Origin of the sequence: Sinorhizobium chiapasense, from assembly GCF_045277575.1 — a bacterium.
GTDB lineage: Bacteria > Pseudomonadota > Alphaproteobacteria > Rhizobiales > Rhizobiaceae > Ensifer > Ensifer chiapasense_A.
Genome location: NZ_CP144205.1, coordinates 1,514,793 through 1,527,410 on the forward strand (window position 1 = coordinate 1,514,793; position 12,618 = coordinate 1,527,410).

General features: G+C 62.4%; 11 protein-coding genes. 2 read left to right on the plus strand and 9 right to left on the minus strand.

The genetic code is table 11. The annotated features are described in order from the left end of the window. Positions 1 to 8 precede the first annotated feature (8 nt). Together gcvH and gcvP are read left to right on the plus strand one after the other, a co-directional pair. Entirely contained in the window at positions 9 to 371 is a 363-nt protein-coding gene (gene gcvH, locus QM996_RS07375; protein WP_500269869.1) for a glycine cleavage system H protein, read from the plus strand. Further along, a complete protein-coding gene (gcvP, locus tag QM996_RS07380; protein ID WP_500269870.1) occupies positions 371 to 3,235 on the plus strand; it encodes an aminomethyl-transferring glycine dehydrogenase in 2,865 nt (954 codons plus the stop codon). The genes gcvH and gcvP overlap by 1 nt, the downstream gene beginning before the upstream one ends. 77 nt (positions 3,236 to 3,312) lie before the next feature. Here gcvP and QM996_RS07385 read toward each other — a convergent pair whose 3' ends face one another. The 9 genes from QM996_RS07385 to QM996_RS07425 all read right to left on the minus strand — a co-directional run bounded on the left by QM996_RS07385 (position 3,313) and on the right by QM996_RS07425 (position 12,581). Further along, complete coding sequence (locus QM996_RS07385; protein ID WP_500270271.1) at positions 3,313 to 3,711, minus strand: response regulator; 399 nt, start codon at positions 3,709 to 3,711, stop codon at positions 3,313 to 3,315. 40 nt (positions 3,712 to 3,751) lie between these two features. Then, positions 3,752 to 5,257, minus strand: a complete 1,506-nt coding sequence (locus QM996_RS07390) for a sensor histidine kinase (RefSeq protein ID WP_500269871.1) — start codon at positions 5,255 to 5,257, stop codon at positions 3,752 to 3,754. A gap of 92 nt (positions 5,258 to 5,349) precedes the next feature. Further along, on the minus strand, positions 5,350 to 5,742 hold the full coding sequence (sufA, locus tag QM996_RS07395) for an iron-sulfur cluster assembly accessory protein (RefSeq protein ID WP_500269872.1): 393 nt from the start codon (positions 5,740 to 5,742) through the stop codon (positions 5,350 to 5,352). A gap of 93 nt (positions 5,743 to 5,835) precedes the next feature. Further along, the gene (locus QM996_RS07400) at positions 5,836 to 6,216 is read right to left on the minus strand and encodes a DUF59 domain-containing protein (RefSeq protein ID WP_500269873.1); all 381 of its coding nucleotides are present in this window, start codon (positions 6,214 to 6,216) and stop codon (positions 5,836 to 5,838) included. A 69-nt stretch (positions 6,217 to 6,285) separates the two neighbouring features. After that, a complete protein-coding gene (locus tag QM996_RS07405; RefSeq protein WP_500269874.1) occupies positions 6,286 to 7,527 on the minus strand; it encodes a cysteine desulfurase in 1,242 nt (413 codons plus the stop codon). A 128-nt stretch (positions 7,528 to 7,655) separates the two neighbouring features. After that, positions 7,656 to 8,936 (minus strand): SufB/SufD family protein, encoded by a 1,281-nt coding sequence (gene sufD / locus QM996_RS07410; RefSeq protein WP_500269875.1) that lies wholly within the window; start codon positions 8,934 to 8,936, stop codon positions 7,656 to 7,658. A 22-nt stretch (positions 8,937 to 8,958) separates the two neighbouring features. Further along, the gene (gene sufC, locus QM996_RS07415; RefSeq protein WP_500269876.1) at positions 8,959 to 9,714 is read right to left on the minus strand and encodes an ABC transporter ATP-binding protein; all 756 of its coding nucleotides are present in this window, start codon (positions 9,712 to 9,714) and stop codon (positions 8,959 to 8,961) included. 78 nt (positions 9,715 to 9,792) lie between these two features. After that, on the minus strand, positions 9,793 to 11,262 hold the full coding sequence (sufB, locus tag QM996_RS07420) for a Fe-S cluster assembly protein SufB (RefSeq protein ID WP_500269877.1): 1,470 nt from the start codon (positions 11,260 to 11,262) through the stop codon (positions 9,793 to 9,795). Between the two features lie 152 nt (positions 11,263 to 11,414). Continuing rightward, on the minus strand, positions 11,415 to 12,581 hold the full coding sequence (locus QM996_RS07425; protein WP_500269878.1) for a cysteine desulfurase family protein: 1,167 nt from the start codon (positions 12,579 to 12,581) through the stop codon (positions 11,415 to 11,417). Positions 12,582 to 12,618: the final 37 nt, after the last annotated feature.

The following is a 12,618-nucleotide window of genomic DNA, read 5'->3' on the forward strand; positions in this document are numbered from 1 at the left end:
GAGCGCACATGTTGAAGTTCACTGAGGAACACGAGTGGCTGAAGATCGAAGCTGGTGTCGCAACCGTCGGCATCACCGAGCACGCCGCCGGCCAGCTTGGCGACCTCGTCTTCGTTGAACTGCCGGAAACCGGCTCGACCTTCTCGAAGGGCGATTCCGCTGCCACCGTCGAGTCCGTCAAGGCAGCTTCCGACGTCTATTGTCCGCTTGACGGCGAAATCGTCGAAGTGAACCAGGCGATCGTCGACGATCCGTCGCTGGTCAACAGCGACCCGCAGGGGGCTGCCTGGTTCTTCAAGCTCAAGCTCGCCAATCCCGGCGATGTCGACGCCCTTCTCGATGAAGCGGCCTATAAGGAGCTCGTCGCCTGATGAGCATGCCCAAGGATTTCACCTTTACCGACTACAAGCCGTATGACTTCGCCAACCGGCGTCATATCGGCCCGTCGCCGGCCGAAATGGACGAGATGCTGAAAGTCGTCGGCTATCCGACGCTCGATGCATTGATCGACGACACCGTCCCGCCGTCGATCCGCCAGAAGACCCCGCTCTCCTGGGGCGCGCCGATGACCGAGCGCGAAGCGCTCGACAAGATGCGCGAAACGGCCAACCGCAACCAGAAGCTCGTCTCGCTGATCGGCCAGGGCTATTACGGCACGATCACGCCGCCGGTCATCCAGCGCAACATCCTGGAAAACCCGGCCTGGTACACGGCCTATACGCCCTACCAGCCGGAAATCAGCCAGGGCCGCCTCGAAGCGCTGCTCAACTACCAGACCATGGTCTGCGACCTGACCGGCCTCGACGTTGCCAATGCTTCGCTGCTCGATGAAGCGACCGCCGCCGCTGAAGCCATGGCGATGGCCGAGCGCGTCTCGAAGTCGAAGGCCAAGACCTTCTTCGTCGACGAGAACTGCCACCCGCAGACGATCGCTCTCTTGAAGACGCGCGCCGAGCCGCTCGGCTGGCAGATCGTCGTCGGCAATCCGTTCACCGACCTCGATCCGGTCGACGTTTTCGGCGCGATCTTCCAGTATCCGGGCACGTACGGCCATGTGCATGATTTCACCGGGCTGATCGCCCGTCTGCACCAGACCGGGGCGATCGCCACGGTCGCCGCCGATCCGCTGGCCCTGGCGCTCCTGAAGTCACCCGGCGAAATGGGCGCAGACATCGCCATCGGCTGCACCCAGCGCTTCGGTGTGCCCGTCGGTTACGGTGGTCCGCATGCCGCCTATATGGCGGTCAAGGACGCCCACAAGCGCTCCATGCCCGGCCGCCTCGTCGGCGTATCGGTCGATGCGCGCGGCAACCGTGCCTACCGCCTGTCGCTGCAGACCCGCGAACAGCATATCCGCCGCGAAAAGGCGACGTCGAACATCTGCACCGCGCAGGTGCTGCTCGCCGTCATGGCCTCGATGTATGCCGTCTTCCACGGCCCGAAGGGCATCAAGGCGATCGCTCAGAGCGTTCACCAAAAGACCGTTCGTCTTGCCATGGGCCTCGAAAAACTCGGCTACACCGTCGAGCCCGACGTGTTCTTCGACACGATCACCGTCGAGGTCGGCAAGCTGCAGGGCATCATCCTCAAGACCGCGGTCGCCGAGGAAGTCAACCTGCGCAAGATCGGCGAGACCAAGATCGGCATCAGCCTCGACGAGCGTTCGCGCCCCGTCACGCTAGAAGCCGTCTGGCGCGCCTTCGGCGGCGACTTCAAGGTCGAGCAGTTCGATCCGGACTACCGTCTGCCGGAAGCGCTGCTGCGCACCAGCGAATACCTGACGCACCCGATCTTCCACATGAACCGCGCCGAGAGCGAGATGACGCGCTACATCCGCCGTCTTTCGGACCGTGACCTCGCGCTCGACCGCGCAATGATTCCGCTCGGCTCCTGCACGATGAAGCTGAACGCGACCGCGGAAATGCTGCCGATCACCTGGCCGGAATTCTCGGAGATCCATCCCTTCGTGCCGAAGGATCAGGCGGCTGGCTACCAGCACATGATCGAGGATCTGTCGGAAAAGCTCTGCGCCGTCACCGGCTATGATGCGATCTCGATGCAGCCGAACTCCGGTGCCCAGGGCGAATATGCCGGCCTGCTGACGATCCGCGCCTATCACATCGCCAACGGCAACGGCCATCGCGACGTCTGCCTGATTCCGACCTCCGCGCATGGCACCAATCCTGCTTCGGCCCAGATGGCCGGCATGAAGGTCGTCGTCGTCAAGGTCAGCGACAACGGCGATATCGACATGGACGATTTTCGTGCGAAAGCAGAGCAGTACGCGGAGAACCTCTCCTGCTGCATGATCACTTATCCGTCGACCCATGGCGTGTTCGAGGAGAACGTGCGCGAGGTCTGCGAGATCGTCCACAAGCATGGCGGCCAGGTCTATATGGACGGCGCCAACATGAACGCCATGGTCGGTCTTGCCCGCCCCGGCGACATCGGCTCCGACGTCAGCCACCTGAACCTGCACAAGACCTTCTGCATTCCGCATGGCGGCGGCGGTCCCGGCATGGGCCCGATCGGCGTCAAGGCGCATCTGGCCCCTTACCTCCCCGGTCACCCGGAAACGGACGGCCAGGACGGCGCGGTCTCGGCGGCTCCCTTCGGCTCGGCTTCGATCCTGCCGATCTCCTGGAGCTACTGCCTGATGATGGGCGGCGAAGGCCTGACCCAGGCGACGAAGGTGGCGATCCTCAACGCCAACTACATCGCCGCACGGTTGAAGGGCGCCTATGAGGTCCTCTACAAGTCGTCGAAGGGCCGTGTCGCGCATGAGTGCATCATCGACACCCGTCCGCTGGTCGAAAGCGCCGGCGTCACGGTGGACGATGTTGCCAAGCGCCTGATCGACTGCGGTTTCCATGCGCCGACCATGAGCTGGCCGGTTGCCGGCACGCTGATGATCGAGCCGACGGAGTCGGAGACCAAGGCTGAAATCGACCGCTTCTGCGATGCGATGCTGGCAATCCGCGAGGAAGCCCGCGCCATCGAGGAAGGTCGCATGGATAACGTCAACAACCCGCTGAAGAACGCTCCGCACACGGTCGAAGACCTGGTCGGCGATTGGGATCGTCCCTATTCGCGCGAGCAGGCCTGCTTCCCGCCGGGTGCCTTCCGTGTCGACAAGTATTGGTCGCCGGTCAACCGCGTCGACAACGTCTATGGTGACCGCAACCTCGTCTGCACCTGCCCGCCGCTGGAAAGCTACGCGGAAGCGGCAGAGTAACGTCAAGCGAACCGGCGGGGCCTCGCTCCGCCGGTTTCCCGCGCGCCATCTGGCGACCGTGACTTTGCGGGCCGCACTTACCGACGCGAGCTCATTCCGGGAGGCGGGATGGTGTTTTCAATCCAGAAGCGGACGAAGGCCTCGGCAAAGTGCCGGTAGCCGGCGACCGAGGCAGGTTTGGCCACATAAGCATTGGCGCCGGCGCGATAGCAATGGAGCACGTCGGCCGGATTGCTGGACGACGTCAGCACGATGATGGGAATAAGGACGGTCGCCTGTCCCCTGCGGATGCGCCGCAGAAGCTCGATACCGTCGCTGCCGGGCAGCTTGATATCCAGGAGCACATAGTCGAAATGGGCGTGGGCGAGCTTGGCGATCGCTTCGTCCGCATCCGCCGCCAGCACCAGGTCGATCGTTTCGTCCACCTGCGCGAAGGCACGCATCACGAAGCGCGCGTCGTGCGCGTCGTCCTCCACCAAGAGCAGTCGCTTTGGCGTCGAGACCACCTGTTCCGCCCTAGTTTGCCTTCCGTAGCCGCCTCGGAAGAAGCACGATGAAACGTGCGCCTTCGCGGAAGGTGGTGTCAAGTCGGATCGAGCCGTCGTGACTTTCGGCTATGCGTTTGGCAAGAGCCAGGCCAATCCCCGTGCCGCCATAGACGGATTCATCCTTGTGCAGCCGCTGGAACACCTCGAAGATCCGCGTCGAAAAGCGCGGATCGATGCCGATGCCATTGTCTTCGACCATCAGCTCGACGATCTGGTCGGCGACACCGCCCTGAATGCGGATCACCGGTTGACGGTCGGCGTGCCGATACTTGATCGCATTGCCGATCAGGTTCTGGACCAGGCGGCGGAGCAGTTCCGGATCCCCATCCACCTCGGGCAACTCACCGATCTCGAAGATTGCCTGCGCTTCCTGCACGTCACTGGCAAGCATCGTCAGCGTCTCGGCAACGATGTCCGCCAGCCGCACCTTCGTCCAATGGCTAATCCGGTGCGCGATCTGCGCATAGTCGAGCAGGCTGTCGATCACCCTGTTCATCCGCTTCACGCTGTCGCGCAGATGACGCGCATTCTCGGCGAGTTCGGCCTGGTCTCCGGCCGCCAGATCGTCCTCGATCATTTCCGAGAACATGGAGATGTGTCTGAGCGGCGCCTTCAGGTCGTGAGACACCGTGGCCGTGAACTGATCGAGCGCCTCGTTCTTATGCTCGAGTTCCTGCCGCTGGCGCTCGAGCGCCAGTTCGGCGCGCTTGAGATCGGTGACGTCGACGCGCGCAACGACGGTGTTGCCGTCCTTCGCCTTGATGTTCTCCACGCGCAGCCAACGATCTTCGGCATAGCGGTAGATTTTGGGGCGACCATCGGGGTGACGGAAATCGCGCAGGCGCGAAGCGATCCACTCGTCGCCCTCGCGGGTGCCCGGCAAGGCATCGGGATAGTGGCCGCCCTGTCGCCCCAGAAGCATTATCTCCTCGGCGGTGATGCCGGGCTTCAGGGCTGCTCCGGCCGGCCCGCAGATGGCCTGATAGGCCCTGTTATAGACGACCAGCCGCTCCTGCCGGTCGAAGATGGCAAAGCCCTCGGGCATCGCTTCCAGCGCTGCATTGAGCATCTCGGAAGCCTTCTGCTTCTCGCCTACAGCCTCCGTCAAATCCGAAACATCGCGGATGATGCCGATGAGCGCCAGTTCCTCGCCCTGGTCGTCGAGCAGCGGTGTCGTGCGAAGGTGGCCGGAAAAGGTAGATCCGTCGCGCCTGACATAGAGATAGTTCGACGTCCGGGCGGCGGTTTCATCAACGCGCGCCGCGCGGTTCCGCAGGCGCTTCTCATATTCCGCGTCGTTGGCGTAGATCAGCCGCACCGAGCGGTCGATGAACTCTTCGGCGGAATAACCGAACTGGCGAAGGGCGGCATTGTTTGCGGAGCGGATAATCCGTTCGGCGTCGATGATGATCACGGGATCGGGAAAGGCCTCGTAAAGCGCCTTGAAGACGAGATCCTCATTGAACGCCGCCATGCCCAATCCCCTGTTCCATGTCCGCGCATCACAGCAGAAAAAAGGCCCGGCGAAAACCGGGCCGACCTATCCGTTTGAAGGAACAGAGAAACTTAGTTGGCGCGCACCACGGCGTCACCGCGCGCGGCGAGTGCCGCGAGGTCGGCGGGCTTCAGTTCGACCGATTCGCCGCAACCGCAGGCGGACGTCTGGTTCGGGTTGTTGAAGGTGAAGCCGGAACGCAGCGGCGTGACTTCGAAATCCATCTGCGTGCCAAGCAGGTAGAGTACGGCCTCTGGCGCGACCCAGACCCTGGCGCCCTGATGTTCGATCAGGTCGTCCTTCGCATTGGGCTCGGTCACCAGATCGACGGCATACTCCATGCCGGCGCAACCGCCCTTCTTGATGCTGACGCGGATGCCCTTGGCATCGGCTCCGGCGCCTTCGACAATCGAACGGACGCGGTCGGCGGCAGCATCGGTCAGGCTCATAACGGCAAAGCCCATGGGCTCATTCTCCTTGTCGTCACCGGGGTAAAGGCCCGGCGCCTTACAGAATCAAATGTAGTATCCGTGCCTTGACGGATCAATACGCTCGGCTCAGTACCAGCCCACCGCGACCTGTGCCTCCTCGGACATGCGGTCCGGTGTCCATGGCGGATCGAAGGTCATCGAGACCTCGACCCCTGATACGCCCTCGACGGCGCCGACGGCATTCTCGACCCAGCCCGGCATTTCGCCGGCCACCGGGCAGCCCGGCGCCGTCAGCGTCATGTCGATCTTGACCATCCGGTCATCCTCGATGTCGATCTTGTAGACGAGGCCGAGTTCGAAGATGTCGGCCGGGATTTCCGGATCGTAGACGGTCTTCAGCGCGGCGATGATATCGTCGCTGAGACGCGCCAGTTCCTCGGTCGGGATTGCCGAATGCACGATGCCCTCGCGAACATCGACCTTTTCTTCCGTAACATCAAGGCTCATCTCGGCCTCCTGGGCTTTCTCTTTTGGTTCAGCAAATTCCTAGAACTCTTTGAACCTTTTATCAATTTCCTAGGCGAAGAACTTGCGCGCATGCTCCAGCGCGTCCGCCAGTGCGTCGACTTCGGCCCTTGTATTATAAAGGCCGAAAGATGCACGGCATGTGGAGGTGACACCGAAGCGTTTCAAGAGCGGCTGGGCGCAATGGGTGCCGGCGCGAACGGCGACCCCGGCGCGGTCGATCACCATCGACACGTCGTGCGAATGGATGCCGGCAATCTCGAAGGCAAAGATGCTGCCCTTGTCAGGCGCATTGCCGAAGACCCGCAGCGAATTGACGGCCGAAAGACGCTCGCGCGCATAGGCGGTCAGGTCTGCTTCATGCGCCTGGATCGCTGCGCGGCCGAGCTTGTCCATGTAGTCCAGCGCGTATCCGAGACCGATCGCCTGCACGATCGGCGGCGTTCCGGCCTCGAAGCGATGCGGCGGATCGTTGTAGGTGACGTAATCCTCGGTCACCACCTCGATCATCTCGCCGCCGCCGAGGAACGGCCGCATCTCCTTCAACCGGTCCATCTTGCCGTAGAGCACGCCGACGCCGGACGGACCATAGAGCTTGTGGCCGGTCATCACGTACCAGTCGCAATCGATATCCTGGACATCGACGGGCATGTGAACGGCGCCCTGACTGCCGTCGACCAGAACCGGGATGCCGCGCTCGCGGGCGATGCGGCAGATCTCCTTGACCGGAACCACGGTGCCAAGCGCATTCGACATATGGGTGATGGCGATGAGTTTGGTGCGGTCCGTCAGGCACTTGACGAAATCTTCGACATGGAACGCGCCGTTATCGTCCACCGGCGCCCAGACGAGTTTGGCGCCCTGGCGCTCGCGGATGAAGTGCCAGGGAACGATGTTGGAGTGGTGCTCCATGATCGACAGCACGATCTCGTCGCCCTCGCCGAGCTTCGGCATACCGTAGCCGTAAGCGACGGTGTTGATCGCTTCCGTCGAGGATTTGGTGAAGATGATGTTGTCGGGCGAAGGGGCGTTCAGGAAGCGACGCACCTTTTCGCGTGCTGCCTCATAGGCTTCCGTCGCCGCATTCGACAGGAAATGCAGGCCACGATGGACGTTGGCATATTCGTTGGCATAGGCATGGGCCACCGCGTCGATCACCACCTGCGGTTTCTGCGCCGATGCGCCGTTGTCGAGATAGACAAGCGGCTTGCCGTAGACGGTTCGCGACAGGATCGGGAAATCCTTGCGGATCGCTTTGACGTCGTAGGCGGGCACCGGTACAGAGTGTTCCATGTCTTTCAATCCAATTGCCCTACAGCGCCGCGCGTCCTTCAGGACGCGCCAGGTCGCTGTAACGTGTTGAACCCCTGCATAATTTATCCCTAAATCGATGCCGAATTAAGGAATTACGCAGGAGCCGCTCAGGCGTGCTTGTCGAGCCAGGTCGAAATGACGTCTTCGAGTGCCTCGACCACCGCTTCGTGGTCTTCCAGCTCTTCGACGATCTCGGCGACGAAGGCGTTGACGAGCATCGCCCGCGCCTTGTTCTCCGGAATGCCGCGAGCCAGCATGTAGAACAGCTGGGTGTGGTCGATGTCGGCAACCGTCGCGCCGTGACCGCACTGAACGTCGTCCGCGAAAATCTCGAGTTCCGGCTTAGCCGACAGGTCGGCATCGTCAGAGAGAAGCAGCGTGTTGCACGCCATCTTCGCGTCCGTCTTCTGGGCGTCCTTGGCGACCAGGATCTTGCCCTGGAAGACGCCCTTGGCGCGGTCGAAGACGACGTTGCGGATGATCTCGGTCGAGGTCGTGTGCGGTACGTTGTGGCCAAGCGTGAAGGTCACGTCCGTATGGCTCTCGCCGCCAAGCAGGTTGATGCCGCGCAGCTTGAAATCCGCGCCCTCGCCGCTCGTCTTGCCGTGGATCTCCTGGCGCACCAGCTTGCCGCCGGCATTGATCACGAAGAGATGCAGCTTGGCGTTCTTGCCGAGATCGAAGCGGATCTGGCCGAGATGGGTATCGGCAGCGCCCTGCTGCTGCAGGATGATCCAGATGACATCGGCATCTTCGGCAAGCGTCACGTCGCTGACCGACGAGACGAAGCTCTCGGCGTCATCAGTTGAAAGATGCCGTTCGATCACCGTTGCCTTGACGCCGGCCCCGAAGGTCACCGGGAAGCGCGTGTGCGCCTGGCCCAGGCTCTGCACCAGCTGGATTTCCAGCGGGTCCTCGAGCGCCGTTTCAGCGGCTATGTCAATCTCGAGACCACCGCGAACGAGGCCGCCGTTGATGCGGCCGATCGCGTCGTCAAAGCCGAGCACGGCGAGGCCGGCCGCCGCCGAACCGTCGAGCAGGCTGTCGACATAGGAACGGACGGTCACACCTTCAGGCAGGCTGCCCTTGACCTCGGCGCGGCCGTTGCGGATGGAAAGCACGGTCGAGCCCGGAACCAGCGCGTCGACGCGATCGGCAAAGGCCGTCGGATCGGCGTCCGGCACGGCGCGCAGCAGCGTCCGCAGGTCGGTATAGTGCCAGGATTCGACCCGGCGGGTCGGTAGGCCGGCGGTCTTGAGTTCGTGCACCAGCATGTCGCGCACCGAGAGCACCGAGCCGTCACCCGGCAGATCGCCGATCTGCGCGGTATAGGCATCGACGAGCGCCGTTTCGGCGGCCGTCATCTTGATTGCCTGTTGCATATTCATTCGAACACTCCTTCAACAGGCGTCAGGCCGCGGCCCCGATGATATCCGCGTAGCCGTTGGCTTCGAGTTCGTGCGCCAGCGTCTTGTCGCCCGACTTGATGACCTGGCCCTTGTAGAGCACGTGGACGGTGTCCGGGACGATATAGTCGAGCAGGCGCTGGTAGTGGGTGATGACCACGACGGCACGATCCGGCGAACGGAGCGCATTGACGCCGTCGGCGACGACCTTCAGCGCATCGATGTCGAGGCCGGAGTCGGTTTCGTCGAGCACGCACAGCTTCGGCTCGAGCAGCGACATCTGCAGGATTTCGGCGCGCTTCTTTTCACCGCCGGAGAAGCCAACATTGAGCGGACGGCGCAGCATTTCCGGCGCGATCTTCAGCTCGGCTGCGGCTTCCTTGACGCGACGCATGAAATCCGGCGTCGTCAGTTCGTCTTCGCCGCGATACTTGCGCTGCTCATTCATTGCCACCTTGAGGAACTGCATGGTGGCAACGCCGGGGATTTCGACCGGATACTGGAAAGCGAGGAAGATGCCCTTGGCCGCGCGCTCGGAAGCGTCCAGTTCCAGAATGCTCTCGCCGTTATAGAGGATGTCGCCTTCGGTGACCTCATAGTCTTCGCGGCCCGAGAGGATATAGGAAAGCGTCGACTTGCCGGAGCCGTTCGGGCCCATGATGGCAGCAACTTCGCCGGCCTTCACGGTCAGGTTCAGGCCACGGATGATTTCGGTGCCGTCTTCGGCGATGCGGGCGTGCAGGTTCTTGATTTCAAGCATTTCTATCGTCCTCTTGGGAAGCGAATGTCTGTTCGCGCGCAAACGCGGTGCGCGCCATTCAATATTCAGTTCAAGGCCTTAGCCGACCGAGCCTTCGAGCGAGATGCCGATCAGCTTCTGCGCCTCGACCGCAAACTCCATCGGCAGTTCCTGGATCACTTCCTTGACGAAGCCGTTGACGATCAATGCGATCGCCGCTTCCTCCGGAATGCCGCGCTGCAGGCAGTAGAACAACTGGTCCTCGGAAATCTTCGACGTGGTCGCCTCGTGCTCGAACTGTGCCGTCGAGTTCTTTGCCTCGATATAGGGCACGGTGTGCGCGCCGCACTTGTCGCCGATCAACAAGGAATCGCACTGGGTGAAGTTGCGGGCGTTCTCGGCCTTGCGGTGGGCCGAAACCTGGCCGCGATAGGTGTTTTCCGAGACGCCGGCAGCGATACCCTTGGAGATGATGCGGCTCGACGTGTTCTTGCCGAGGTGGATCATCTTGGTACCCGAGTCGATCTGCTGGTGGCCGTTCGAGACCGCGATCGAATAGAACTCGCCGCGCGAATTGTCGCCGCGCAGGATGCAGGACGGATATTTCCAGGTGATCGCCGAACCGGTTTCGACCTGCGTCCAGGAGATCTTGGAGTTCTTGCCGCGGCAATCGCCACGCTTGGTGACGAAGTTGTAGATGCCGCCCTTGCCGTCCTTGTCGCCCGGATACCAGTTCTGCACCGTCGAATACTTGATCTCGGCATCATCGAGCGCGACGAGCTCGACGACCGCAGCGTGAAGCTGGTTCTCGTCGCGCTGCGGCGCGGTGCAGCCTTCGAGATAGGACACATAGGCGCCCTCGTCGGCGATGACCAGCGTACGCTCGAACTGGCCTGTGTTCTTCTCGTTGATGCGGAAGTAGGTCGAGAGCTCCATCGGGCAACGCACGCCCTTCGGCACGTAGACGAAGGAACCGTCGGTGAAGACCGCGGAGTTCAGCGTCGCATAGTAGTTGTCGGTCGTCGGAACGACGGAGCCGAGATACTTCTGCACGAGCTCAGGATGTTCGCGGATCGCCTCGGAGATCGACATGAAGATCACGCCGGCCTTCTTCAGCTCTTCCTTGAAGGTGGTGACGACCGAGACGCTGTCGAAGACGGCGTCGACGGCGATCTTCGACTTCTGCACGCCCGCGAGGATTTCCTGTTCCTTCAGCGGAATGCCGAGCTTCTCGTAGACCTTGAGGATTTCGGGATCGACTTCGTCGAGCGACTTCGGACCCGTCGTGCCCTTCGGCGCGGCATAGTAGTAGATCTCGTTGAAGTCGATCTTCGGATAGCTGACACGGGCCCAGGTCGGCTCTTCGAGCGTCAGCCAACGGCGATAGGCGCCAAGACGCCACTCGAGCATCCATTCCGGCTCGTTCTTCTTCGCCGAAATGAAGCGAATGATCTCTTCCGAAAGGCCCTTCGGCGCCTTCTCGACCTCGATATGCGTCTCGAAGCCGTATTTGTACTGGTCGACGTCGATCTGACGGACCTGATCAATGGTTTCCTGCACGGCAGGCATGTCGTTCTCCAATCTCGCCGGATCCAAGGTCCGGCAGCTTGTCAACACGATGCGAACGTGGCGCACCGCTTATGTAATGGCTAAAAGGCGCTTTTCACCCTGTTTGCCAAGCGGAAAATTGCTTTTCCGCAATTTCGTCCCATCGTCCCGCCTCAGGCCGCCTGTCCCGGCGCCCGGCGTCTTGCTGCTACCTTTGCGAAGGCGGCGGCGCAACGTTCGATTTCAGCCGCCGTCGTCGCCTCGCCGATCGAAATCCTGAGCGCGCCCTGGCGCGGATCGTAGCCCATCGCCGTCAGCACGTGGCTCTGTCCCACCTTGCCGGACGAACATGCCGATCCGGCCGATAGCGCGACGCCTTCGAGGTCGAAGGCGATCTGTCCCGTCTCTGCCTTCAGGCCAGGAAGCGTGAAGAACGTCGTGTTGCCAACGCGCGAAATGTCACGGCCGTGAATGACCACGTCGGTCGCCGCCGCCAGCATCTCGCTTTCAAGCTTGTCGCGCAAAGCGGCAATCGCGCTCATCCGTTGGCCGACACCTTCGCCGGCCTTCCGGGCGGCTGCGGCAAAGCCGGCAATCGCCACCGAATTTTCGGTGCCGGAACGGTGCCCCTTCTCCTGCCCACCGCCGCGGATCAGCGGTGCGGGCATCATCACCTCGCCGCGCGCGACGAGAGCGCCAGCGCCCTTCGGTCCGCCGATCTTGTGCGAGGAGAGAATGAGAAAATCGGCGTCGAGCTCTTCGATTGCCAACGGCAACCGCCCGGCGGCCTGTACCGCGTCGACGACAAGTATACCACCATTGGCGCGAACGATCTCAGCTATCTCGGCAATCGGCTGGATGATGCCGGTCTCGTTGTTGACCAGCATCGCGGCCACCATCGGCAGGCCGATCTGGCGGTCATGTGCAGCCAGCAGCTCACCAAGCGCCTGGAGATCGACGATGCCGGCAGGCGTCACCGGGATTTCGCAAACGGCTTCGCGCGGGAAGCGCCCGCCTTCGCGCACCGCCGGGTGTTCGATCGCCGAAGCATAGAGCCGGCCGATCTTGAGCGGCGCGCGGCCCATGCGGAAATCGGGCGTCAGCACCAGGTTCGCCGCTTCCGTCGCGCCGCTGGTGAAGATGACGCTTGCCGCTTTTGCCCCGCAAAGGGCGGCCACATCGCGGCGGGCGTTTTCGATCAGCGTGCGCAGCGCCCGGCCTTCGCCATGGACGGAAGAAGGGTTGCCGACGAGGTCGAGCGCCGACAGGCAGGCCTCGCGCGCTTCGGTGAGAAGCGGCGCCGTGGCGTTCCAGTCCATGTAGATGCGCGAACCCGACATGATTTCCTTCGCTAGAACAACAGGCTGCGACCCGGCA

Excerpts from the sequence above, each read along its gene's own strand:
- gcvH (WP_500269869.1), top strand. The coding sequence starts at position 9 with ATGTTGAAGTTCACTGAGGAACACGAGTGGCTGAAGATCGAAGCTGGT.
- gcvP (WP_500269870.1), top strand. The coding sequence starts at position 371 with ATGAGCATGCCCAAGGATTTCACCTTTACCGACTACAAGCCGTATGAC.
- QM996_RS07390 (WP_500269871.1), bottom strand. The coding sequence starts at position 5,257 with ATGGCGGCGTTCAATGAGGATCTCGTCTTCAAGGCGCTTTACGAGGCC.
- sufA (WP_500269872.1), bottom strand. The coding sequence starts at position 5,742 with ATGGGCTTTGCCGTTATGAGCCTGACCGATGCTGCCGCCGACCGCGTC.
- QM996_RS07400 (WP_500269873.1), bottom strand. The coding sequence starts at position 6,216 with ATGAGCCTTGATGTTACGGAAGAAAAGGTCGATGTTCGCGAGGGCATC.
- QM996_RS07405 (WP_500269874.1), bottom strand. The coding sequence starts at position 7,527 with ATGGAACACTCTGTACCGGTGCCCGCCTACGACGTCAAAGCGATCCGC.
- sufD (WP_500269875.1), bottom strand. The coding sequence starts at position 8,936 with ATGAATATGCAACAGGCAATCAAGATGACGGCCGCCGAAACGGCGCTC.
- sufC (WP_500269876.1), bottom strand. The coding sequence starts at position 9,714 with ATGCTTGAAATCAAGAACCTGCACGCCCGCATCGCCGAAGACGGCACC.
- sufB (WP_500269877.1), bottom strand. The coding sequence starts at position 11,262 with ATGCCTGCCGTGCAGGAAACCATTGATCAGGTCCGTCAGATCGACGTC.
- QM996_RS07425 (WP_500269878.1), bottom strand. The coding sequence starts at position 12,581 with ATGTCGGGTTCGCGCATCTACATGGACTGGAACGCCACGGCGCCGCTT.